Raw genomic sequence first — 21,921 nt, 5'->3', positions numbered from 1 at the left:
CCCCAGCCTCTTGCCTCGGGTCCCGGTTCCCCAGCCCTCCGGGCTCCGGGCTCCGGGCTCCGGGCTCCGGGCTCCGGGCTCCGGGCTCCGGGCTCCGGGCTCTTGCCAAGGGTCTCGGGTCTCGGTCCCAGGCCTACGGCCTCCGACCCCTTTCCTCCTTCTTCTGGTCCCGGCGCTCGGGTCTCCGGCCTCGGGACTCAGACCTCCTGCCCCTGGCTCCCTCGCCCCTGACACTCGGCCCCAGCCCCAGCCCCGGTTTCGGCCCCAGTTTCGGCCCCTGCGCCGGGTCAGGGTGGTGCTGGGCGGAGTGCGCGGGTCACTGCCCAGAGGACGGAGACGAACGGGACGGCGACGACGGCGCCGATCACCCCCGCGACGATGCTGCCCGCGATGACGGAGACGGCGACGACGAGGGGGTGCAGGCGCACCGCCCAGCTCATCACCAGGGGGTGCAGCACATGCCCCTCGATCTGGCCGATGACGACGATGAGCACGAGGACGGCGGCGGCGGTGAGCGGTCCGCGCCCGGCGAGCGCCACCACCGTGGCCACCGCGAGCGCGACGGGTGAGCCGACCAGCGGGATGAACGCGGCGAAGAACTCCAGCAGGGTCAGCGGCAGCGCGAGCGGCACCCGCAGCACGGTCAGGGCGATGCCGACCAGGACGGCGTTGGCGGCGGCCACGATGATGATGCCCCGGGTGTATCCGGCGAAGGTCCGCCAGGCCGCGCGTCCGGCCCGGTCCCAGCCCGGCCGGGCGCCGGACGGCAGCAGTTCGCCGCTCGTCCAGGCCCACAGGCGTTCGCCGGAGTGGATGAAGAAGACCGAGGCGAAGAGCGCGAGCGCGCCGCCGGTGACCAGTTCGACGAGCGTGCCGAAGCCGCTGAGCGCCCTGCTGAGCAGGTTGGAGCGGTGGGCCGAGACGTAGTCGACGATCTGCTGCTGGAGCTGGGCCAGCGCGCCCGGGCCGAGCCGGAACGGCGGGCGCCGCAGCCACTCCTCGATGCGGTGGATGCCGCCGCGGAACTCGGTGGCGAGCGTGGCCGACTCCCCGGCCACGGCGTTGCCCACCAGGGCGAGCAGTCCGCAGAACAGGCAGATGCTGCCCACCAGGGCGACGGCCACGGACAGCGACCGGGGCAGCCGGCGGGCGAGAAGGTCCGCGGGCGGCCGCAGCAGCGAGGTGACGACCAGGGCCAGGAACAGGGCCACCGCGATCAGCTGGAAGCGGCCGAGGACGATGAAGACGCCGTAGACGACGATGCCGACCGCGATGAGCCGCCAGGCGTAGGCGGCGGTGACCCGCAGGGCGGGGACGACGACCGCGCCGGCGGCGGCGCGTGGATCGCGGGCGCTCCTCGGCCTCGCCGGGAGCCGGGCCGGGCGTGCGGCGCGGCCGTACGGCGCCGGGCCGCGCGCCCGGGATGGCCGGCCTCGCCCGGCCGCCGGTCCGCCCGCACCCGCCACCGTGCCTCCCGTTGCCGGCTTCCGTCGCCTTTAGAGCACGTTAGGGGCAATCCGGGCGGAGGGCGGGGTGCACTGCGCCAAGGGGGTCAGTGCGCGGTCGCGGCGGAGACGGCCGTACGGGCGGCCCGTTCGACGAGTTGTACGCCGTCGGACATGGAGGCGTTGCCGTCGGAGAGGACCGCGACGAGGTAGTGGTGCCCGCCGGCCGTGACGCGTCCGACGCTGTTGATGTCCCACAGGCCGGTCGCGGTGCGCATGAGCCAGCCGTTCTTCAGTGCCCAGTCCGAGTCGGCTGCGGCCGAGACGCCCCAGGACTGGTCGGTCGCGATCTCCGTCATCAGGGTGGCGATGCGGTTGCGGGACGCGGTGTCCAGCGGTGTGGCGCCGGTGCCGAAGACCGCGCGCAGCAGTCGTATCTGATCGCCCGCCGTGGTGCGGGTCAGCCCCCACCTGCCGCCGGAGCCGCCCTGGGTCTCGGTCAGTCCCAGCCGCTTGTTGGCGGACTCCAGGCCGGGGGCCTGCCCGATGGCCTTCCACAGGGCGTTGGCCGCGTCGTTGTCGCTGTCGCGGATCATGATCTCGGCCAGGGCGCTCTCCCTCGCGGTCAGGGCCCGGCGGTGGTCGTGGGCGTGCAGCGACAGCGCGGCGAGGATGTCGACCTTCACGATGCTCGCCGTGTCGTACGGCGTGCCGTCGCCGTAGAGGGCGGGTTCCGTGGCCGTGGCGTCGAGGTCGAGGACGGCGGCGGAGACCCGCGCCCGGCCCTCGGCCTGTACGGCGGTGCGGAAGTCGGCGGACGCCGGGGCGGAGCCCGTACCGGTGCCGGTGCCGGTGCCTGCCGCCAGGGCCGCGGGCGCGGCTCCGCCGAGCAGGGACACCACCGCGGCCGCGACGGAGAGGGTGCGCTTGAGCATGTCAGGAGGCCTCGGCAGTTCGAAGTGAAGGGACAGAGGATTGCGAAGTTAGACAAAAAGTGCGCTGTGCGCGGTGACCGCCGACACGACGGGCCCGGTTTGTGAGCAGAACGACAGAGGTGGAGTCGCGGTCCCGGGCGGGGGAAGAATGTGATCGGAGTGGCGGACCGTCCCCTGGGAGGTGCCATGAGCACATCGGCGGAGCCGCGGGTGAGCGGCCTGGAGGTCCGGTCCATCGACTACGTGCCGCTGGACGAGCGGCACGGCAAGCTGTGGCATCTGGGCCCGCTGTGGTTCATGTCCAACGCGCAGATCGCCACCCTGGCCGTGGGGCTGATCAGCATCACGGAGGGCGGCAACCTGATCTGGTCGCTGCTGGCGATCGTCGCGGGCACGCTGATCGGCACGTTCTTCATGGCGTTCCACTCGGCGCAGGGCCCGCAGCTGGGGCTGCCGCAGATGATCCAGTCGCGGCCCCAGTTCGGCTATGTGGGCGCGCTGCTGGTGTGGCTGTTCGCGTACGTGCAGTACGCGGGCTTCAACGTGTTCAACACGATCCTGGCCGGTGAGGCGCTCGACACCACGCTCCACGGCGGCGTGAAGCTGTGGGTGGCCGTGGTCACCGTGGTCGCTCTGGCGGTGGCGCTGGTGGGCTACGACATCATCCACCGGGCCGAGCGGTTCCTGACGTACACGTTCCTGGTCGTCTTCGGGATCTTCACCGTCGGCGTCCTGGTGACCCTGCACTACCCGGCGGGCTCCTTCGACCTGAGCGCGTTCAGGGTGGCGCCGTTCCTGGCGCAGTTCGGCGTGGTCGCCGGGTACCAGATCAGCTGGGCCATCTACGTCTCGGACTACTCGCGTTACCTGCCGCCGGACGTGACCGTCCGCAAGACGTTCTACTGGACGTACTTCGGCTCGGCGCTCGGCGGTATCTGGCTGATGGTGCTCGGGACGCTGCTGGCCGCGTGGGCGGGCGACGGTTTCGACACGATCCCGTCGATCGACGCGGCGGGCGACAAGGTCTTCCACGGCTTCGGCGCGGTCGTGCTGCTGTTCTCCGCGCTGGGCCTGATCTCCGTCACGGCGCTGAACATGTACGGCGGTTCGCTCACCCTGATCAGCGCGATCGACTCGTTCAGGCGGGTCCGTCCGACGCTGGGGGTGCGGCTGCTCACCCTGGCCGTGACCGCCGCGCTCTCCCTCGTCGGAGCACTGGCGGCGACGTCGAACTTCCTGGCGAACTTCAACAACTTCCTGTTGCTGGTGCTCTATCTGTTCATCCCGTGGACCTCGGTGAACCTGATGGACTACTACGTGGTGCGCCGTGGCCACTACGCCATCGCCGAGATCTTCAAGCCGAACGGCATCTACGGCCGCTGGGGCTGGCAGGGGATCGTCTCCTACCTGGTCGGCTTCGCCGTGATGATCCCGTTCTTCTCCGTCGGCACCCTGTTCGTCGGCCCCGCCGCCAGAGCACTGGACGGCGCGGACATCTCGCTGTTCATCGGGCTGCCGGTGTCGGCGCTGCTGTACTGGTGGCTGACCCGCTCGATCGACGTCGAGGCGGAGACGCGCATCGCCGAGGCGGAGGCGGAACTGCTGGAGAGGGCGGCACACGAACACCGCGAGCCCGAGTGACCCGGGCGGTACGGGTGAGCGGCCCTCTCCGCCTCAGTAGGCGGAGTTGACGTTGTCGATGGAGCCGTACCGGTGGGCGGCGTAGTTGGCGGCCGCGGTGATGTTGGCGACCGGGTCGGTGACGCTGTTGGCGGTGCCGCCGACGTGGTAGGCCTTGAAGGTCGGGTCGATGACCTGGAGCAGGCCCTTGGAGGGGGTGCCCTGCCGGGCGTTGACGTCCCAGTTGTTCTGGGCGGTGGGGTTGCCGCCGGACTCGCGCATGATGTTGCGCTTGAGGCCGTCGTAGCTGCCCGGGATGCCCTTGTCCTTCATGATCTGCAGCGACTGCTTGATCCAGCCGTCGAGGTTGTTCGCGTAGCCGGACTTCTGCTGCCCGGCGGTACGGCTGTCGTTCCCGGAGGTCGCGGCCACGGTGGCGGTGTGGGTCTGGGTGGCCTCGGCGGCCTGCGCGTTCGCCGGCATCAGGGTGAGCGCGGCGGCCGCGGCGCCCGTGGTGGCGAGGCCGGTGAGGCCGATGGTGCGCAGGCGGGCGATTCGGGTACGAGTGGTCGTGGTCATGCGTGAGCAACTCTCCGTCGGGGGTGATGTCGGTGCCGGCGGGAGCGGGCGGGTCCGGCGGGTGTCCGCTCGGCCCGTCGTCCGTCTCCCGGCGACGACAGCCATGGTTAGCGGTGCCGGGAGCCGGGCGCAATGATGTGACGTACTACCCTAACTAGGAGAAATGCCCGATTTAAGCCCTATCTCACCCCAAAGCCCAATTCAGAGCCTTCCCGTCATACGAAGCCGCATAGGATGTGATGTGGCTCCTATGGGTGGCATCACGCCCCGACCCCCACTGAAGCCCCTCCACCGGCAGGCCCCAGCTCCCCCCGAAACAGTCCCGGGCGCCACAGCGACCGCTCGGACAGCGGTGCCGGGCCATGCTCGCGGAGTGGGGGTGCTCCACAGCTTGCGAACAGGGGGGCGCGGGAGGATCGGGGGCATGTCTGACTCCCCCACAGCGGCCGCGGTTCCGATCCGTGTGCTGATCGTCGACGACGAACCCGAGCTGACCGAGCTGCTCTCGGTGGCCGTCACCGCGGCGGGCTGGCAGCCGTTCGTGGCTCGGGACGGGTACGGCGCGCTGCGCACCGCCCGCCGGCACGGCCCGCACGCCGTCGTCCTGGACGGCATGCTGCCGGACCTGGACGGGATCCAGGTGCTGCGGCGGCTGCGCTACGAGAACGCCCGGATGCCGGTGCTGATGCTGACCGCGCGGGACGCGGTGGAGCACCGGCTCGACGGGCTGTCCTGCGGCGCCGACGACTACGTGACCAAGCCGTTCTCCCTGGAGGAGGTCATCCTCCGGCTGCGCGGGCTGCTGCGCCGCTGCGGGACCGCCGAGGCCATGGACGAGGCGGGCGTGCGGGTCATCGGCGACCTGGTGCTGGCCGAGCGGACCCGCGAGGTGCGCCGGGGCGACACCCTCATCTCGCTGACCGCCAAGGAGTTCGACCTGCTGCGGTTCCTGATGAGCCACCCGCGCCAGGTGCTCAGCAAGACGCAGATCCTGAACCACGTGTGGAACAGCTCGTTCGACGGCGGCGGCAACCTGGTGGAGGTGTACGTCTACGGCCTGCGCGCGAAGATCGACAAGGAGCGGCGGCCGATGATCCACACCGTGCGGGGCGCCGGCTACGTGATCAGACCGGCGGACGGCGAGGCGTGACGGTGCTCCGGCGGGCCCTGGCCCGGCTGCGCGGGCGCTCACTGCGGGCCCGGATGGTCCTCGTCCACTCGCTGACCCTGGCCGCCGTGTGCACGGCGATGGCCCTCGCCACCGTGACCGTGCAGCGTGTCTACCTGATGAGCGAGCTGGACCAGCGGGTGACCGACGCGGCCGAGCACAGCCAGGGCGGCCGCGAGCACGGTTCGGTCGGCGGGGGGCTCGGCTTCCTCAACGAGCGGGGACAGCACACCGGCACCCTGGCCGTCCTGATGGACGGGGACGAGATCGCCACGGCCGAGGTGGTGACCGACCAGGGCCCGCGTTCCCTCACCGCGGCCCAGCGCGCCGCCCTCGACGGCATCCCGGCGGACGGGACCCTGTACACCCGTACGCTCCCGGGCCTGGGCGTCTACCGGCTGACCGCCGTCACCGAGCGCGGCACCACCATGCTGGCCGGGCTGCCGGTCAGCAACGTCCTGCGCATGATCGACTCGCTGGTGGCCGTCGAGGCCGTCATCGCCGGGCTCGGGCTGGTCCTGGCCGCGACGGTGTCGGCGGTCGCGGTGCGGCGGCAGCTGCGGCCGCTCGGCCGGGTCGCCACCACCGCCGTGGAGGTCTCGCGCGCGCCGCTCGACCGGGGCGAGGTCAGCGGGCTCACCCGGGTGCCGGCCGCGGACACCGATCCGCGGACCGAGGTCGGCCAGGTCGGCGCCGCCCTGAACCTGCTGATCGACCACGTGGAGTGGTCCCTGTCCGAGCGCCAGCGTGCCGAGGAGCACATGCGGCGCTTCCTCGCCGACGCCAGCCACGAGCTGCGCACCCCGCTGGCCTCGATCGCCGGGTACGCCGAGCTGATGCTGATGGGCGTGGACACGCAGAAGATCGAACCGGAGCACGCCTGGCGGCGGGTCTCCGCCCAGTCGGCGCGGATGACGGGCCTGGTCGAGGACCTGCTGCTGCTCGCCCGGCTGGAGGAGGGCAGGCCGCTGGAGTCCGCCGAGGTGAACCTGGCGACCCTGGTCGGGGACGCGGTGTGGGACGCGCGGGCGGCGGGGGCCGACCACGTCTGGCAGCTGGTGCTGCGCCTGGACGCGCCGGCCACGGTGCTGGGCGATCCGTCCCGGCTGCACCAGGTGGTGGCGAACCTGCTGGCCAACGCCCGCGTCCACACCCCCGCCGGGACCCGGATCACCGTCACGGTGGAGACGGCCGAGGAGCGGTGCGCGATCCGTGTCCACGACGACGGGCCGGGGATCCCGGGCGAACTGCTGCCGACGGTCTTCGAGCGGTTCACCCGGGGTGACGCCTCCCGCTCCCGGGTCCCCGGCGGCGAGGGCGGGGCGGGTCTGGGGCTGGCCATCGCGTCGGCGATCGCCCAGGCGCACGGCGGCCGGGTCGAGGTGGCCAGTGCGCCCGGCTCCACCGAGTTCACCGTCACCCTGCCGCTCGCCGACGCCGCGCGGCAGATCTCCCTGAAGCTTTCCTGAATCCCTAGGTACCTCACATAGACCCAGGTCAGCGGCGGCTTCCGGACTCCCGCGGGCCACCCGGTTCAGCCCGGACTCAGCTGGGCGCAGCAGGGTGGACGTCCGGTGGCCGTCCAGCAGGGACGCGCCCAGGACGAAGGGAGCCGCATGCCCGAGATCGACGCCGGTGAGGGTAGGACGCAGGGGCCGCAGGACGCGGAGCGCCCCGAGGCGAGCCGTCGCAACTTCATGCGGAAGGTGTTCTTCGCGTCCGGGGCCACCGCCCTGGTGACGATGGGCAGTGCCGGGGCCTGGACGGCGCTCGCCGACGACAGCACGGGGCCGGCCGACGCGTCGGCCGGCCCCTCCCCCAGCGGCGCGCCGAGCGGCGGCCCGGGCGGCGGCGCAGGTGGTCCGGGCGACCAGTCGCTGACGGAGGAGTTCTTCGGCCTGACCACGGACGGCAGGCGGATCGACGACCTGTTCACGATCCACTCGACCAGGGTCGACACCGCGCCGGTCATCACGGCCGCCGAAGCCTTCCTGGCCGGTCTGACCGACACCCAGAGGACCTCGACGCAGTTCACGGTCCACTCCACCGAGTGGCGGCTGTGGAGCAACATCGACTCCTACAGCAGGCAGGGCGTCTCGCTCGCGGACCTCACCGACACGCAGAAGGACCTGGGCACGGCCCTGCTGAAGGCCGCGCTCAGCGCGGACGGCCTGGAGACCACGGAGAAGATCCGGAAGATCAACCAGGCGGCCGGCGAGGCGATCGGCAACACCACGTCGTTCAACGAGGACGCCTACTACTGGACGGTGATGGGCACGCCCTCGGACAGCGAGCCCTGGGGCTTCCAGTTCGACGGCCACCACTGCGTGATCAACTACTTCGTCCTCGGTGACCAGGTCGTCATGAGCCCCTGCTTCTGGGGCTCCGAGCCGACCTCGATGGAGATCGACGGCGAGACGGTCACCGTCTGCCACGAGGAGGTCCTCGCGAGCCTCGCCTTCGTCGGCTCGCTCTCCGCGGACCAGCGGGCGGTCGCGGTCGTCTCCGCGACCAAGACCAGCGAGTCGATGAAGGCCGGCGCCTTCTCCGACAACGCGGTCCAGGCCTACGAGGGGCTGCGCGGCGACGCCCTGGACCGCGTCCAGCGGCAGAAGCTGCTCGGCATCGTGGAAGCGTTCGCCGACCGGGCGAAGGCGGACGTGGCGAAGGTGCGGATGGCCGAGGTGCGGGCGCATCTCGACGACACGTACGTGACCTGGGCCGGCGGCACGGGCGCGGACGACGCGTTCTACGTCCGTGTGCACAGCCCGGTGGTCTGGGTCGAGGTCGACTGCCAGGCGCCCGGCCCGCTGCGCGGCGCGTACGGCGGCACCGAGGGCGTCCCGACCCAGATGCACGTCCACTCGATCATCCGCACGCCCAACGGCAACGACTACGGCAAGGAGCTGCTCCGCCAGCACTACCTGACGTCACCGCACCACCGGTAGGCCCTCCCCCGCGGGCTTCCAGCGCAGGTGGACGCCGGCCCCCGCCCGGTCCGCGCGCAGCAGCGACAGGCGGGGGCGGACGGCGTCGGTGCGTGCCGTCGGCGGCCGGCGGCGCCCGGCCCCGAACTGCGCCGGCCAGTCGGCGCCGGCTCCCCGGTACTCCTGCTCGGCGGCCGCGTGCAGCGTCCAGTGCGGGTCGTACAAATGCGTACGGCCCACGGCGCACAGGTCCGCGCGGCCGGCCAGCAGGATGGAGTTGACGTCGTCGTAGGAGGCGATGGCGCCGACCGCGATGACGGCGGTGCCGGTCGCGGCGGCCACCTCGTGGCGGATGCGGTCGGCGAACGGCGTCTGGTAGGAGCGCCCGTAGGCGGGGCGCTCGTCCCGGGTGACCTGGCCGGTGGAGACGTCGATGGCGTCGGCGCCGTGGGCGGCGAAGGCCCGGGCGATGCCGACCGCGTCGTGCTCGGTGTTGCCGTCGGGGGCCCAGTCGGTGGCGGAGATCCGCACGATGACGGGGCGTTCGGCGGGCCAGGCGGCGCGGACGGCGTCGAAGACCTCCAGCGGGTAGCGGAGCCGGTTCGCCAGCGGGCCGCCGTACTCGTCGGTGCGGTGGTTGGCGATCGGGGAGAGGAACGAGGACAGCAGGTAGCCGTGGGCGCAGTGGAGCTCCAGGAGGTCGAAGCCCGCCTCGGCACCTCGGCGGGCCGCCGCCACGAACTCGGCGGTGATCCGGTCCAGTTCGGCGCGGGTGAGCGCGCGGGGCGCCGGCGATCCGGGGCCGTACGGCAGTGCGGACGGGCCGACGGTCTGCCAGTTGCCGTCCGGCAGCGGCTCGTCCATGCCCTCCCACATCAGGCGGGTCGAGCCCTTGCGGCCCGCGTGGCCGAGCTGGAGGCCGATCCGGGCGGTGCTGTGCGTGTGCACGAAGTCCACCACGCGGGTCCAGGAGTCCCGCTGTCCGTCGGTCCACAGGCCGGTGCAGCCGGGGGTGATGCGGCCGTCGGGCGAGACGCACACCATCTCGGTCATCACCAGTCCCGCGCCGCCCGTCGCCTTGGAGCCTAGGTGGACGAGGTGGAAGTCGCCGGGCATCCCGTCGGTGGCGGAGTACATGTCCATCGGGGAGACGACCACCCGGTTCTTCAGCTCCAGTCCCCCGATGCGGAACGGCTGGAACATGGCGGGCGCCGTGGTGGGCAGGCCCTGTGCGGCGGCGAAGCCGGCGTCGACCCGGTCGGCGAACTCCGCGTCGCGGGTGCGCAGGTTGCCGTAGGTGATGCGGCGGGAGCGGGTCAGCAGGTTGAAGCAGAACTGGGTGGGCTCCTGGCGGACGTACCTGCCGATGTTCTCGAACCACTCCAGGGACGCCTGCGCGGCGCGCTGCGTGGACTCGACCACCGGGCGGCGTTCGGCCTCGTAGGCGTGCAACGCGCGCTGCGGGTCGGGGTGTTCGTGCAGGCAGGCGGCCAGGGCGAGGGCGTCCTCCATGGCGAGCTTGGTGCCGGAGCCGATCGAGAAGTGCGCGGTGTGGGCGGCGTCGCCGATCAGGACCAGGTTGCCGTGGTGCCACCGCTCGTTGCGGACGGTGGTGAAGTTCAGCCACCTGGAGTTGTCGGCGAGCAGCCGGTGCCCGTCGAGCTCCCGGGCGAACAGCCCGCGGATCCGGGCGACGGCCTCCTCGTCGGAGGCGCCGGGCGCGAACACCGCGTCCTCGGTGGCGTCGAAGCCGGCCCGGCGCCAGACGTCCTCGTGCATCTCCACGATGAAGGTGGACCCGGTGGCGGAGTAGGGGTAGCCGTGGACCTGCATCACGCCCCACTCGGTCTCCCTGACGAAGAACTGGAAGGCCTCGAAGACGCGGTCGGTGCCCAGCCACATGTACTTGGCGTGCCGGCGTTCCAGCGACGGGCCGAAGAGGTCCGCGTGGGCCGTGCGCACCCCGGAGTTGACGCCGTCCGCGCCCACGACCAGGTCGTAGGAGGCCCGCAGCGCGGCGGCGCCGGGCGCGGGCGCCGAGAAGCGCAGGCCGACGCCGAGTGCGCGGCAGCGGTCCTGGAGCAGCCGCAGGAGTTCCCTGCGGCTCATGGCGGCGAAGCCCTGGCCGCCCACGGTGTGGCGCTCGCCCCGGTAGTGGATGTCGATGTCCGTCCAGCGGGCGAACCGGCGAGACATGGCCTCGGAGACGACCGTGTCGGCGTTCTCGATGCCGCCGAGCGTCTCGTCGGAGAAGACGACGCCGAAGCCGAAGGTAACGTCGGGGGCGTTGCGTTCCCAGACGGTGATCTCGTGGGCGGGGTCGAGCTGTTTCATCAGGGCGGCGAGGTAGAGCCCGCCGGGACCACCGCCGATGACCGCGATCTTCAAGGGAGTTCCTCTCACTGCTCGGCTCGCTGTTCGGCTCGCTGCTCGGCGAGCGGCGCGGTGGCCTGCTCCTGCTCGACGATCCGGCGGAGCGCGAACCGCTGGAGCTTGCCGCTGGTGTTGCGCGGCAGGCTGTCGCGGAACCGCACGTCACGCGGGTACTTGTAGGGCGCGAGGACCCTCTTGACGTGGTCCTGTATCTCCCGGGCCTTCGCGGCGTCCGCGGCGACGCCCTCGCGCAGCACCACGAAGGCGCACACGACCGAGCCGCGCTCGGGGTCGGGGCGGGCCACGACGGCCGACTCGACGACGTCGGGGTGGGTGTCGACGGCGGCCTCCACCTCGGGTCCGCCGATGTTGTAGCCGGACGAGACGATCATGCTGTCGCTGCGCGCGTGGTAGTGGAAGTAGCCGTCCTCGTCCCGGTGGAAGATGTCCCCGGTGACGTTCCAGCCGTCGACGACGTACTCGCGCTGGCGTCCGTCGTCGAGGTAGCGGCAGCCGACCGGGCCGATGACGGCGAGCCGTCCGGGTTCGCCCGGGCCGAGTTCCGCGCCGTCGGGGCCGAGGATCGTGGCGCGGTAGCCGGGGACCGGGCGGCCCGTGGCGCCGGGCCGGATGTCGTCGCCGGCGGCGGAGATGAAGATGTGCAGGAGTTCGGTGGCGCCGATGCCGTCGACCACGCTCAGGCCGATGCGGTCCCGCAGGTCCTGCCAGGTGGTGAGCGGTATGTGCTCGCCGGCCGACACCCCGGTCCGCAGACCGGCGAGTTGGTGTTCCCGGCCTTCGCGGACGATCGCCCGGTAGGCGGTGGGCGCGGTGGCGAGCACGGTGACGCCGTGTCGTTCGACGAGGTCGGCGAGCCGGGCGGGGGTGGCGGTCTCGGTGAGCAGGGCGCAGGCGCCGGCCCGGAGCGGGAAGACGACGAGCATGCCGAGGCCGAAGGTGAAGGCGAAGGGCGCGGTGCAGGCGACCAGGTCGTCCGGGCGCAGGCGCAGGACGTGCCGTCCGAAGGTGTTGTCGATGGACAGGACGTCCCGGTGGAAGTGCATCGTGATCTTCGGGGCGCCGGTGGAGCCGGAGGTGGGTCCGAGGAGCGCCACGTCGTCGGCGGCGGTGTCCACGTCGGTGAACTCGCCGGACTTCGCGGCGGCCAGGGCCACCAGGTCCGCGGCGCCGGTCCCGCCGTACTCGACCACCCGCAGGCCGGGCAGCACGGTGTCCCGGACGGTGCGGACGTCCTCGGCGAAGCGGTGGTCCACGAGGGCGAGGACCGGGCGGGTCCGTTCGGCGATCGGGGTGATCTCGCGGGCGCGCAGGGCGGCCATGGTGGTCACCAGCACCCCGCCGGCCTTCAGGACACCGAGCCAGCATGCCACGGTCCAGGGGGTGTTGGGCGCGCGGAGCAGCACGCGGCCGCCCGGGACGAGGCCGAGGTCCTCCGTGAGGACCTGGGCGACCTGGTTGGCGCGGGTGCGCAGTTCGCCGTACGTCCACAGGTCGCCGGCCGGGGTGCGCAGGGCGGGGCGGTCGGGGCCGTGGCGCTCGACGGCCGCGTCGATGAGCTCGACGGCCGCGTTGAGGCGGGCGGGGTAGGCGAGTTCGGGTGTGGTGAACTCGATGACGGGCCACTGCCGGGCGGGCGGGAGGTGGTCCCGGGCGAAGGTGTCCTGGTGCGAGCTGGGAGCGAGCGGAAGAGCCAACGCGGGGTTCCTTCCGGGAGCCCGCCGGTGGTGTGCGGCGGGCGGCTCAGGCGGGGCGGATCATGCCCTCCTGGACCACGGTGGCCAGGTGGCGGTGGTCGCGGGTGAAGAAGCGGCCGGTGCCCAGTCCGCGGCCGGCGTCGGCGGCGACCGCCTCCTGGAGGTAGAGCAGCCAGTCGCCGACCGGTGCGGGGCGGTGGAACCACATGGCGTGGTCGAGGCTGGCGGTGACCAGGCCGGGGTCGGCCCAGGCCAGGCCGAGGACGCGCAGGACGGGTTCGAGAATCGTGTAGTCGCAGACGTAGGCGAGGGCGGCGAGGTCGCGCTGGGCGTCGGTGAGGCCCTCGACGGGGCGCAGTGCGTCGAACGGCCTCACCCAGACGGCCTGGTGGGGCCGTCGCTCGCCCTCGACGGTGAGGTAGACGGGGCCGGGGACGTGGCGCATGTCGAAGCCGCGGCCGCCGCACCAGTAGGTCTTGGACTCGGCGGTCATGGTGCCGCCGGCGCGGTCGGCGAGGTACTCCGCGGAGCCGGGCAGGCCCTCGGGGCCGGGGACGTCCTCGGTGAGCCGCGTCCGGAAGGCGGCGCCGGGCTCCCCCGCCGCGAAGTTGGCGAGGCACACGTACAGGACCTTGCCGTTCTGGTAGCCGCGGACCTGGCGGGTGCTGTAGCCGCGGCCGTCGCGGAGGATCTCCACCTCGTAGCGGACCTCGGCGCCGATGTCGGCCGGGCGCAGGAAGTAACTGTGCGCCGAGTGCAGGGACTTGCCGTCGGTGACGGAGCGCGTCGCCGCGGCGACGGCCTGGGCGACGAGGTCGCCGCCGTAGGCCTTGGGCCAGGGGCAGGGCTGGGTGGTGGCGGTGAAGGCGAGGTCGAAGCGCTCGGGCGGGGCGGGCTTCAGGGTGAGGGCCGCGGTGACGATCGCGGAGGTCGGGGCGGCGCTCATCGGCCGAGCCAGTCGCGCAGGTCGGCGTCGGCCACGTCGGGGAGGTTGACGACGATGTTGCCGGGGGTCCGGGTGGTCATCCAGACCAGGGGCCGGGTCCGGGAGAGGTTGCACTCGACGTGCGGCATGAACGGCGGGACGAAGACCCAGTCCCCCTCGGCCATGTCGACGTAGTCCTCGAACTTCTCGCCGAAGTAGATCCGGGCCCGGCCGGAGAGCACGTATCCGCCGGTCTCGGCCTCGCCGTGGTGGTGGGAGACCGAGCGGTAGCCGGGGTCGTTGCTGACCTTGCCGTACCACAGGCGGCGGGCCGGGGTGTGCTGGGCGCTGACGCCGGACACGCGGACGGCGCCGCCCGAGTCGGCGGTGTTCACGTCCTCCAGGCCGGCCCGGGTCACGACGGGCGCGACGATGCCGCTGGGCAGGCGGTACATCGTGTTGTCGCCGTCGGTGCGGAACGTGCTGCGGTCGTCGGGCTCCATGGAATCGGCTCCGTTTCCGTGGCGTGCCGGGGTGCGGGAGGGGTCCGGAACAGGACCACGCGCTATCTCGTATCTTTCACGGTCGTCATTTATTGTCAATACGCCCGGCCGTACGGCCGGAGCCGGACACCACCGAACCGGAGGCCTGATGACTCCCGTCGCCGTGAACCCGCCCGAACTGCCCGCGCCGAGCGGCTACTCGCACGGAACGCTCACGGGCAACACCCTCTACCTGGGCGGCCAGACCGCCCTCGACGCCGGCATGAGGATCGTCGCGGGCGGGATCGTCGAGCAGTTCCGGCAGGCGTTCGGCAATGTGCTCACCACGCTGCGGGCGGCGGGCGGTGAGCCGCGGGACCTGGTGAGCGTGACGCTCTACCTCACCGACATCCCCGGCTACCAGGCGCGGGGCCGGGAGATCGGCAGGGTGTGGCGGGAGCTGGCCGGGCCGGTGTATCCGGCGATGGCGGGCATCGGCTGCACCGCGCTGTGGCAGCCGGAGGCGCTGATCGAGATCCTCGGCGTGGCCGTGATCCCCGAGGAACGGCTGGTCAGGCCCTAGGGTGCGTGGACGACGGCGAGGGCGTGTGCGCGGGCGGGTTCGCGCAGCGCGCGGTCGAGTTCCGCGAAGAGGGCGCCCGCGGTGTCGCCGTTCCAGCCCGGCGGCAGCAGGGACAACGGCAGCCCGGGGTCGCGGTACGGGAGGCGTCGCCATTCGGTGAGCATCGGCAGATAGGTCCCGAACGCCTCCCGCGGCGGGACCGCGCCCGCGGCGGCGCGCTCGCGCACCGGCTGGTACCGGGCCAGGAAGTCCGCGTACAGCGCGGTGAGTTCGCCGAGGTCCCACCAGGCGCGGACCTTCGCCCGCAGGTCGCCGAAGGCGAAGTGGTCGCCGGTGAAGATATCGACGTAGGGCGTCAGTTCGAGGCGTTGCAGGGTGCGGCGGGTCTCGTCGGCGAGGATGCCGGGGGCCACCCAGACCCCGGGGGCCGCGGTGCCGAAGCCGAGGCGGGTCAGGGCGGTGCGCAGGGCGTGCCGCTTGTCGCGTTCGGACTCGGGGACGGAGAACACGACGACCAGCCAGCCGTCGCCGTCGGCGGCGCGGCTGCGTTCGAAGATGCGGATGTCGCCCTCGGCGAGCACCTCCAGGGTGGCCTCGGCGACGGCGTACCCGGCGGCCCCGCCGTGGCGCTCGCCGCGCAGCACCCCGCGCCGCTTCAGCCGGGAGACGGCCGAACGGACGGCCTGCCCCTCCACCCCGAGGTCGGCCATCAGACGTATCACCGCGGCGACGGAGAGCCAGTTGTGCTCGCCGCGCGCGTAGAGCCCGAAGAGGGTGATGAGCAGCGGGCCCAGTCTGCTGTCCCGCCCGGCCGCGCCGACGGCGGCCGGTGACGGCCCGACGTCCGCTGTCATCTGTGCCCACCTCCGGCCCGGTGCCGTCCCGCTGATCGCGGAGCAGCCTACCGCGCGCCCCGACACGCGACCGGCGCGGCCGGGCGGCGGGAGAGCGCGGGACGCCCCGCTCCTGGCATCGTAGGCACGCGCAGCACCGTTGCCTCAGACACCTCTGTCGCCATCTCTGTTGGGGAGTCCGCCATGACCACACCCCGGGACCTGTTCATCGTCACCGTGTACGACGCCGCCGCCCGGCCCGTCGAACAGGGCGACCTCTCGCTGGCGCTCGCGGGAGCCGAGCTGGTCGAGCTCGCCGCCGCCGGGGCCGTGACCCTGGAAGGCGACCTGGTCGTGCCCGCGCCCGCGGGGCCGACGGGTGACCGGCTGCTGGACGAGGCGGTGGCCGCGCTGCGGCGGGAGGCGCCGTACGAGTCGGCCGAGGACTGGCTGTGGCGGCGGGGGCGCGGCCTGGCCGCGGCCTATCTGGCCGCGCTGGAGGAGGACGGGACGGTCACCCGGCAGCGGCGGCGGTGGCTGCCGCTGCCCTCGGGGCGGACGGCGCCGGCCGAGACGGCCGGACTGGCCCGGGCGCACGAGCGGTGGGCGTCGGGCGAGCCGGTGCTCGCCGCGTTCGCGGCGGCCGTGGGCATCCAGGACGAGCCGCCCAAGGACCTCACGGGCGTGGCCTCCGAGGCCGCCGTGACGGTGGTGGCCGCGGTGAACGACGCCGTGACGGAGCTGGCCGCCGTACGGCAGCGGCGGGAGATCGAGGACGCGGCGTTCGACAACGTCTGGCGCGGCCTGTGACCCGCGAGCCCGCCGACCGGAGGTGCCGTCCGGCGACGGTGCGGGGCTGAGAAGCGGGTGCGGGCACGGCGGCCGGCCGTCGGGTGCGAGCCCGTACCCGGTGAGAACGGGGTTCTCGTTCGGCGGCGGTAGCGAACTCGCTTGTTGCAGAGCAGGGTTCGGTCCAGGCTGCGCCCCTGCCTCGCAGCTGGGCGCATGGTCGTCCTGCCCGTGAGCGCCGTCCCCGCAGAACCGGTCGAGACCCCTGAACCCGCCTGGCGGCAGCGCGCCGCCGACGAGGACTGGGCGTTCTGCGCCGGCGGCCTGCGGGGACCCGTCGCGCCGCCCCCGGCGAAGAAGACCACGGCCACCGCGAAGAGGCCCCGCGCCCGGACGTGACACGGCGGCCCCAGGGCCCGCCTCGCTCGCCGCCGGCAACGCACCCCTCCCCGGGGCGCCCGGACCCTTGACGGTCCCTTTCGGTCTGACCTTTGATGAGTAGCGCCGGCGGCGGCCGCGAGGTGTGGGTCTCCACGGCGGGCCAGGTCGCGGGGACGAGTGGGGTCATGAAGGTCGTCATCGCCGAGTCACCGGAGTGGTGAGCCATGTCCGTGGAGGACTTCAGCGACCGGCCCGGAACCGCGTTCGTCGCGGGCGGCACCGGCGGGATCGGGGCGGCGGTGGTCCGTGCCCTCGCGGAACACGGCAGCGACATCACGTTCACCTACCGGACCGACCACGAGGGGGCGGCGGCCCTGGTGGACGAGGTCGAGGGACTGGGCCGCCAGGTCCGTTCACGGCGGCTGGACCTGACCGACGAGGCGGCGACCGCGCGGGCCGTCACCGAGGCCGCCGGGGCGTCCGGCGGCCTGCACACGCTCGTGTACGCCGCGGGGCCCCATGTGCCCATGATCCATCTGAGCCGGGTGACGCCCGCCCGGTACCGCGCCCAACTGGAGTCCGACGCCGTGGCGTTCTTCAACCTCGTCCATCCGGCGCTGCCGTTGCTGCGGGCGGGCAAGGGCAGCGTCGTCGCCGTCACCACCGTCGCGACCCGCCGCTATCCGGTCCGGGACGGGCTGTCCTCGGGGGTCAAGGGCGCGGTCGAGGCGGTCGCCCGGGCCCTGGCCGCCGAGGAGGGCCGGTACGGGGTCCGGGTCAACTGCGTGGCTCCCGGCATGCTGGACGACGGCATCGCGGCCCGGCTCGTCGAGACGGGGGAACTCGACGAGGCCGCCCTCGCGATCACCCGGCGCAACATCCCCCTCGGCCGGTTCGGGCGCGCCCGGGACATCGCGGAGGCGGTCTGCTTCCTCGCCTCGGACCGGGCCGCGTTCATCACCGGGCAGGCGCTGGGGGTGGACGGCGGCTACAGCGTCTGAGGGACGAGCCGGCCCCCGCTGCGCCTGCCGGGTCCGCTACTTGAGGCCGCTGAGCATGACGCCCCGGATGTAGTGCTTCTGGAGCAGCAGGAAGAGGACCAGGACGGGCAGGACGCTCAGCACCAGGCCGGCCATGACGATGGGCATGGTGCGGTTCGGGTCGACGTAGTCCTGGAGCAGCTGGATGCCGACGGGCAGGGTCATCACGTCCGGGGCGGCGGTCGACACGAGCAGCGCCCAGATGTACTCGTTCCAGGCGTCGACGAAGGTCAGCAGCCCGAGGGTGACCAGAACCGGCCGGGTCTGGGGCACGACGATCCGCCACCACACGGTGAACTCCCCTGCGCCGTCGACGCGCGCGGCCTCCAGGACCTCGTCCGGGATGGAGATCATGAACTGACGGGTCAGGAAGATCCCGAAGCTGCTGACGAGGAACGGCATGGCGAGCGCCACGATGCTGACGGTCAGGCCCGCGCCGCCGCGCCCGAACAGGTCGTTGCCGCCCGCCAGCGGCCAGTGCACCAGGATCAGGAAGTGCGGGATGAAGAAGAGGAACGGCGGGAACATCATCGTCGACAGCACCAGGCGGAAGACGAGGTCACGGCCGGGGAACCGGAGCTTGGCGAGCGCGTAGCCGGCCAGCGACGAGGTGAGCAGCACCGATCCGGTGATCAGGGCGGTGGCGACGACGCTGTTGCGGAAGAGCACCGGCAGGTCGAGCTGGTCGACCGCCGCCCGGTAGTTGGACAGGTCGAACGCCCGGGGCAGGAACCGGTAGGGCAGCGTGCCGGCCTCCCCCGGCCCCTTGAACGACGTCATCACCATGTCGAGGAACGGCACCAGCGTGAGCACGGCGCCGGTCGCCACCAACAGGTACGACAGCCACGGGAAACGGCGGCGGTTCACGCGTCCTCCCCCTTGCGCCGGAAGATCCACAACTGGACAAGGGTGACCACGAGGACCACCAGGAACAGCACGAACGCGGCGGCGCTCGCCGTGCCCCAGTCGCCGTAGGAGAAGGCCTGCCGGTACATCTCCAGCGCGGCGACGGCGGTCGCGTCGCCCGGTCCGCCCTTGGTCATCACGATGATCAGCGCGAACGACTGGAGCCCGGTGAGGAACTGGGTGACGCACACGAACATCAGGGACGGCCGCAGCAGCGGCAGGGTGATCCGCCGGAAGACGGTGACGGGGCCCGCGCCGTCGAGGGCGGCGGCCTCGTAGTACGACTCGGGGATGGACTTCAGTCCGGCGGTCAGGACGAGGATCGCCGAGCCGACCGAGGCCCAGGCCTGGACGACCACGACCGAGGGCAGCGCGGTGTCCGGGTCCTGGAGGAACGCCACCGAACCGAGCCCGAGGGCGTTGAGGACGCCGTTGACCAGGCCGCCCGGCTCGTACATGTACTTCCAGACGTTGCCGACGGCCACGACGGTCGTGACGATCGGCAGGAAGTACAGGGTCCGCCAGAACCCCTGGAAGCGCAGCCTGTCGATGCAGGTGGCGACGAGCACGGAGCCGGCGAGCGCCAGGGCGACGGTGCCGAGGGCGAACAGCAGCGTGTTGGTGAGGACCGGGGTCAGGAACGTCGCGCCGTCCGCGAAGAGGCCGGCGAAGTTGTCCAGGCCGACCGGGTCGATGTCGCCGAGGTCGAAGCCGGTCCAGTGGGAGAGCGAGAGCAGCAGCGCGAAGCCGAGCGGGAGGACGAGGAAGACGGCGAAGAACAGCAGCGCCGGTGCCAGGAAGAGGTAGGCGACGGCGGTCTGGCGGCGCCGGTGCCGGGGGCGGCCGTCGAGCGGGGCGGCGGTCCGGTCGCGCGCCGCCCGTTCGGCCGCCTCCGGGGCGAGGGTGGCGTTCACCATGATCGCGACACCTCCTGGTCGACCTGGCGGCGGGTGGTGCGCAGCGCCTGCTCGACCGACTGCTGGCCGGTCCACAGCGCCTCGATGTTCCTGCGCAGCAGCGACTTGGCCTGCTGCGCGCCGGGTACGTTCGGCTCCGGCACCGCGTACGCGAGCGCGTCCCGGAACGGCCGCAGGTTCGGGTCGGTGCCCCGGCCGAGGAGGGTCCGCATGTCGTCGGCGCGGCCGGTCAGGGAGCCGACCGAGACCTGAAGGGCGCTCATCCTCGTCGTGCCGCGCACCTTGTCGGTGTTGAGCCAGCGCAGGAACTCCCAGGCCTCGTCGGGGTACCTGCTGGCCCTGTTGACGCCCAGCATGAAGCCGGTGGCGAGGGTGGCGGGCCGGTCGTCCGCCGCGGGGACGGGCACGGGGGCCACTCCGACGTCCCGGTAGTCGGGGCCCATCAGCTCCTTGAGGTTCGCGGTCCACCAGCCGGCGCTGATCACCATCGCCACCTGCCCGGAGGCGAACGCCTTGTAGACGTTGACGCCGGGGTCGCTGGCCCGTGCGGTGACGAGCCGGTGCTGGAGGTCGAACACGGACCGGCCGGCCGGTGAGTCGATGGTGGTGCTGCGGCCGTCCGCGGAGACGAACCGGCCGCCGGCGGCGTTGAGCAGGGCGAGGGTCTGGCCGACGGTGGTGGAGTCGTCGAAGGCCGACAGCCCGAACCCCTGGACCAGCGTGTTGCCGTACCGGTCGCGCCGGGCGGTGCGGCGGGCCGCGTCCTCCAGCTGCCGCCAGGTGTGCGGCGGTCCGTCGACGCCGGCCTCGCGCAGCAGCCGCCTGTTGTAGTAGAGGGCGTACGTCTGCATCTCGGTGGGGTAGCCGTAGACGGTGCCCGCGACCGAGGCGGAGCCGACCGCGGCCCGGCCGTAGCCCCGCCGGATCTCCGCGGCCCGGCCGGGCGGGGCGGGCCGCAGGACCCCGGCCCGGACGAGCTGGCCGTTCCACAGGCAGTACGGGTGCAGGATGTCCGTGCCCTGGCCCGCGGCCTGCCGGACCATGAACGTGGTCAGCAGGTCCGTGAACTCGACGGCCTTCGTCCGCACCTTGACCCGGTCGTGGGTGGCGTTCCACTCGTCGACCGGGCCCTGGAGTGCGTCCTTGAGCGCCCCGCTCGCGTAGTGGGAGAGCAGGGTGAGGACGATCGGGTCGCCGGGCCGCCCGGTGCCCCGGTGCGGCGCGGCGCACCCGGAGGCGAGCAGCGCGGCGGGCAGGGCGAGCGCGAGGTGCCGGCGGCTGGGGGGCCGTCTCACCGGGCGGTCTCCCGGCGCATCACCCGGAACACCCGGGTCGTGGTGAAACCGCTCTTGCGGTAGAGGTGGCCCGCCGGTGAGTGGACGCCGGTCCACAGGAACCAGGCGGAGTGCGCCCGGCGCGCCCGCATCCGCTCCAGGACCAGGTGGAGGAGGACCTCGCCGAGTCCGGTGCCGCGCATCTCCTCCAGGACGCCGATGGGACCGAACCGCTCGTCCACCGAGTCGAACGCGCCGTGCATCGCCCAGCCGACCATGCGGCCCCCGGGGTCGCGGGCGGTGACGATCCGGTCGGGCGGTGTGCCGGCGGTGAGGCAGTTGCGGACGGTGCAGGCCCAGTCCGGTCCGAAGCGGCTCCCGGCGAGGGCGAGGAGATCGACCAGGTCGTCGTCGGACGGGGTGGCGAACAGGTGTCCCCGCGCGGTGAGTTCGTCCAGGCGGCGGGCCACGTCCTCGGGCATCCGGTAGCCGATCAGGCAGCGGTCCATCGCCGTCGCCTCGTACAGGGTGCGAAAGCCCAGGGACTCCAGGAGCCCGGCGGCCTCCGGGTAGGCCTCGGCGTCCAGGCCGGGGAAGACGTAGTCGGGGGTGTACGAGGCGAAGTCCACGCGGGTGCGGCCGTGGCCGTGCAGCCAGTCGATGGCCTCGGTGAGCAGCCGCCGGCCGAGTCCGCGGCCGCGGGCGTCCGGGGCGACGAAGAAGAAGGGGATCCAGCCCTGTTCCGGTTCCAGGTCGGTGCCGGCCAGCGGTGTCAGCCTGCGCACCGCGTAGGCGGCGCCGACGACGCGCTCACCGCCGGCGGGGTCGTCGGCGACGGCGATCCGCAGGCCCTCCGGGTCGAAGTTGGGGTCGAGCAGCACCAGGGAGCGGAAGCGGTCCGGGCTGACGGCGTCGGCGGGCGCGCTCCGGCGCCACGCCTCCACCAGGCGCGGGCCGTCGCCCGCGCGAAAGCCGCGGATCCCGGCCCGGGATCGCGTCGTGAGTTCGGTCATCGACGGGTTGTCCTTC

The 21,921-nt window shown here is 72.8% G+C and carries 20 protein-coding genes; 8 read left to right on the top strand and 12 right to left on the bottom strand.

Going from position 1 to position 21,921, the window contains the following annotated elements; all coding sequences use genetic code 11:
• Window positions 1–287 precede the first annotated feature (287 nt).
• Together ACZ619_RS12905 and ACZ619_RS12900 are read right to left on the bottom strand one after the other, a co-directional pair.
• Window positions 288–1,466 carry an AI-2E family transporter gene (locus ACZ619_RS12905; protein ID WP_469597807.1) on the bottom strand — a complete coding sequence of 393 codons (1,179 nt, stop codon included), beginning with the start codon at window positions 1,464–1,466 and terminating at the stop codon, window positions 288–290.
• Between the two features lie 86 nt (window positions 1,467–1,552).
• Window positions 1,553–2,380 (bottom strand): serine hydrolase, encoded by an 828-nt coding sequence (locus ACZ619_RS12900; RefSeq protein WP_469597804.1) that lies wholly within the window; start codon window positions 2,378–2,380, stop codon window positions 1,553–1,555.
• A 186-nt stretch (window positions 2,381–2,566) separates the two neighbouring features.
• Between ACZ619_RS12900 and ACZ619_RS12895 the strand changes: the two genes are divergently transcribed.
• Entirely contained in the window at window positions 2,567–4,021 is a 1,455-nt protein-coding gene (locus ACZ619_RS12895) for a purine-cytosine permease family protein (RefSeq protein ID WP_469597801.1), read from the top strand.
• 33 nt (window positions 4,022–4,054) lie between these two features.
• Here the strand turns inward: ACZ619_RS12895 and ACZ619_RS12890 are convergent, their stop codons facing one another.
• Window positions 4,055–4,579: a transglycosylase SLT domain-containing protein gene (locus ACZ619_RS12890; RefSeq protein WP_469597799.1), complete on the bottom strand. Its 525-nt coding sequence runs from the start codon at window positions 4,577–4,579 to the stop codon at window positions 4,055–4,057.
• 424 nt (window positions 4,580–5,003) lie between these two features.
• On the opposite strand from ACZ619_RS12890, the gene ACZ619_RS12885 reads away from it, so the two are divergent.
• The 3 genes from ACZ619_RS12885 to ACZ619_RS12875 all read left to right on the top strand — a co-directional run bounded on the left by ACZ619_RS12885 (window position 5,004) and on the right by ACZ619_RS12875 (window position 8,695).
• The gene (locus tag ACZ619_RS12885; protein WP_469597798.1) at window positions 5,004–5,729 is read left to right on the top strand and encodes a response regulator transcription factor; all 726 of its coding nucleotides are present in this window, start codon (window positions 5,004–5,006) and stop codon (window positions 5,727–5,729) included.
• A 53-nt stretch (window positions 5,730–5,782) separates the two neighbouring features.
• Complete coding sequence (locus ACZ619_RS12880) at window positions 5,783–7,216, top strand: sensor histidine kinase (RefSeq protein ID WP_469598214.1); 1,434 nt, start codon at window positions 5,783–5,785, stop codon at window positions 7,214–7,216.
• 147 nt (window positions 7,217–7,363) lie between these two features.
• Window positions 7,364–8,695: a DUF3500 domain-containing protein gene (locus ACZ619_RS12875; protein WP_469597796.1), complete on the top strand. Its 1,332-nt coding sequence runs from the start codon at window positions 7,364–7,366 to the stop codon at window positions 8,693–8,695.
• Here the strand turns inward: ACZ619_RS12875 and ACZ619_RS12870 are convergent.
• From ACZ619_RS12870 to ACZ619_RS12855, 4 genes are read right to left on the bottom strand one after another with little or no spacing between them, the layout of a single operon-like run.
• Window positions 8,678–11,062 (bottom strand): bifunctional salicylyl-CoA 5-hydroxylase/oxidoreductase, encoded by a 2,385-nt coding sequence (locus ACZ619_RS12870; RefSeq protein ID WP_469597794.1) that lies wholly within the window; start codon window positions 11,060–11,062, stop codon window positions 8,678–8,680. The genes ACZ619_RS12875 and ACZ619_RS12870 overlap by 18 nt on opposite strands.
• Window positions 11,063–11,073: 11 nt before the next feature.
• The gene (locus ACZ619_RS12865; protein WP_469597791.1) at window positions 11,074–12,762 is read right to left on the bottom strand and encodes an AMP-binding protein; all 1,689 of its coding nucleotides are present in this window, start codon (window positions 12,760–12,762) and stop codon (window positions 11,074–11,076) included.
• Window positions 12,763–12,808: 46 nt separating this feature from the next.
• Window positions 12,809–13,708, bottom strand: a complete 900-nt coding sequence (locus ACZ619_RS12860; protein ID WP_469597789.1) for an acyl-CoA thioesterase — start codon at window positions 13,706–13,708, stop codon at window positions 12,809–12,811.
• Entirely contained in the window at window positions 13,705–14,190 is a 486-nt protein-coding gene (locus ACZ619_RS12855) for a cupin domain-containing protein (RefSeq protein WP_469597786.1), read from the bottom strand. Before ACZ619_RS12855 ends, ACZ619_RS12860 begins: the two co-directional genes overlap by 4 nt.
• A 148-nt stretch (window positions 14,191–14,338) precedes the next feature.
• Here ACZ619_RS12855 and ACZ619_RS12850 point away from each other — a divergent pair, with 148 nt between their 5' ends.
• Window positions 14,339–14,752, top strand: a complete 414-nt coding sequence (locus tag ACZ619_RS12850) for a RidA family protein (RefSeq protein WP_469597784.1) — start codon at window positions 14,339–14,341, stop codon at window positions 14,750–14,752.
• Here the strand turns inward: ACZ619_RS12850 and ACZ619_RS12845 are convergent.
• On the bottom strand, window positions 14,749–15,606 hold the full coding sequence (locus ACZ619_RS12845) for a PaaX family transcriptional regulator (protein ID WP_469597782.1): 858 nt from the start codon (window positions 15,604–15,606) through the stop codon (window positions 14,749–14,751). The two genes, ACZ619_RS12850 and ACZ619_RS12845, sit on opposite strands and share 4 nt — an antisense overlap.
• 183 nt (window positions 15,607–15,789) lie before the next feature.
• On the opposite strand from ACZ619_RS12845, the gene ACZ619_RS12840 reads away from it, so the two are divergent.
• From ACZ619_RS12840 to ACZ619_RS12830, 3 genes are all read left to right on the top strand, one after another.
• Window positions 15,790–16,395, top strand: coding sequence for a GOLPH3/VPS74 family protein (locus tag ACZ619_RS12840; RefSeq protein WP_469597779.1), 606 nt, complete (start codon window positions 15,790–15,792; stop codon window positions 16,393–16,395).
• A 195-nt stretch (window positions 16,396–16,590) separates the two neighbouring features.
• The gene (locus tag ACZ619_RS12835) at window positions 16,591–16,773 is read left to right on the top strand and encodes a hypothetical protein (RefSeq protein WP_469597777.1); all 183 of its coding nucleotides are present in this window, start codon (window positions 16,591–16,593) and stop codon (window positions 16,771–16,773) included.
• Between the two features lie 206 nt (window positions 16,774–16,979).
• Window positions 16,980–17,756 carry an SDR family NAD(P)-dependent oxidoreductase gene (locus tag ACZ619_RS12830; RefSeq protein WP_469597774.1) on the top strand — a complete coding sequence of 259 codons (777 nt, stop codon included), beginning with the start codon at window positions 16,980–16,982 and terminating at the stop codon, window positions 17,754–17,756.
• 36 nt (window positions 17,757–17,792) lie between these two features.
• Here the strand turns inward: ACZ619_RS12830 and ACZ619_RS12825 are convergent, their stop codons facing one another.
• From ACZ619_RS12825 to ACZ619_RS12810, 4 genes are read right to left on the bottom strand one after another with little or no spacing between them, the layout of a single operon-like run.
• Entirely contained in the window at window positions 17,793–18,662 is an 870-nt protein-coding gene (locus ACZ619_RS12825) for a carbohydrate ABC transporter permease (protein WP_469597771.1), read from the bottom strand.
• Complete coding sequence (locus ACZ619_RS12820) at window positions 18,659–19,618, bottom strand: carbohydrate ABC transporter permease (RefSeq protein ID WP_469597769.1); 960 nt, start codon at window positions 19,616–19,618, stop codon at window positions 18,659–18,661. Before ACZ619_RS12820 ends, ACZ619_RS12825 begins: the two co-directional genes overlap by 4 nt.
• The gene (locus tag ACZ619_RS12815; protein ID WP_469597765.1) at window positions 19,612–20,913 is read right to left on the bottom strand and encodes an extracellular solute-binding protein; all 1,302 of its coding nucleotides are present in this window, start codon (window positions 20,911–20,913) and stop codon (window positions 19,612–19,614) included. The genes ACZ619_RS12820 and ACZ619_RS12815 overlap by 7 nt, the downstream gene beginning before the upstream one ends.
• The gene (locus ACZ619_RS12810; RefSeq protein ID WP_469597762.1) at window positions 20,910–21,905 is read right to left on the bottom strand and encodes a GNAT family N-acetyltransferase; all 996 of its coding nucleotides are present in this window, start codon (window positions 21,903–21,905) and stop codon (window positions 20,910–20,912) included. The genes ACZ619_RS12815 and ACZ619_RS12810 overlap by 4 nt, the downstream gene beginning before the upstream one ends.
• Window positions 21,906–21,921 lie beyond the last annotated feature (16 nt).

It is taken from the genome of Streptomyces sp. NPDC104367 (assembly GCF_055583825.1).
Note: the sequence above shows the minus strand (reverse complement) of the source record. Positions and strands in the feature narration are given on the sequence as shown.

Bases quoted from the DNA above. Each gene is read 5' to 3' on its own strand.
- ACZ619_RS12900 (WP_469597804.1), bottom strand. From the start codon at position 2,380: ATGCTCAAGCGCACCCTCTCCGTCGCGGCCGCGGTGGTGTCCCTGCTC.
- ACZ619_RS12895 (WP_469597801.1), top strand. From the start codon at position 2,567: ATGAGCACATCGGCGGAGCCGCGGGTGAGCGGCCTGGAGGTCCGGTCC.
- ACZ619_RS12890 (WP_469597799.1), bottom strand. From the start codon at position 4,579: ATGACCACGACCACTCGTACCCGAATCGCCCGCCTGCGCACCATCGGC.
- ACZ619_RS12885 (WP_469597798.1), top strand. From the start codon at position 5,004: ATGTCTGACTCCCCCACAGCGGCCGCGGTTCCGATCCGTGTGCTGATC.
- ACZ619_RS12880 (WP_469598214.1), top strand. From the start codon at position 5,783: ATGGTCCTCGTCCACTCGCTGACCCTGGCCGCCGTGTGCACGGCGATG.
- ACZ619_RS12875 (WP_469597796.1), top strand. From the start codon at position 7,364: ATGCCCGAGATCGACGCCGGTGAGGGTAGGACGCAGGGGCCGCAGGAC.
- ACZ619_RS12860 (WP_469597789.1), bottom strand. From the start codon at position 13,708: ATGAGCGCCGCCCCGACCTCCGCGATCGTCACCGCGGCCCTCACCCTG.
- ACZ619_RS12855 (WP_469597786.1), bottom strand. From the start codon at position 14,190: ATGGAGCCCGACGACCGCAGCACGTTCCGCACCGACGGCGACAACACG.
- ACZ619_RS12850 (WP_469597784.1), top strand. From the start codon at position 14,339: ATGACTCCCGTCGCCGTGAACCCGCCCGAACTGCCCGCGCCGAGCGGC.
- ACZ619_RS12845 (WP_469597782.1), bottom strand. From the start codon at position 15,606: ATGACAGCGGACGTCGGGCCGTCACCGGCCGCCGTCGGCGCGGCCGGG.
- ACZ619_RS12840 (WP_469597779.1), top strand. From the start codon at position 15,790: ATGACCACACCCCGGGACCTGTTCATCGTCACCGTGTACGACGCCGCC.
- ACZ619_RS12835 (WP_469597777.1), top strand. From the start codon at position 16,591: ATGGTCGTCCTGCCCGTGAGCGCCGTCCCCGCAGAACCGGTCGAGACC.
- ACZ619_RS12830 (WP_469597774.1), top strand. From the start codon at position 16,980: ATGTCCGTGGAGGACTTCAGCGACCGGCCCGGAACCGCGTTCGTCGCG.
- ACZ619_RS12820 (WP_469597769.1), bottom strand. From the start codon at position 19,618: ATGGTGAACGCCACCCTCGCCCCGGAGGCGGCCGAACGGGCGGCGCGC.
- ACZ619_RS12810 (WP_469597762.1), bottom strand. From the start codon at position 21,905: ATGACCGAACTCACGACGCGATCCCGGGCCGGGATCCGCGGCTTTCGC.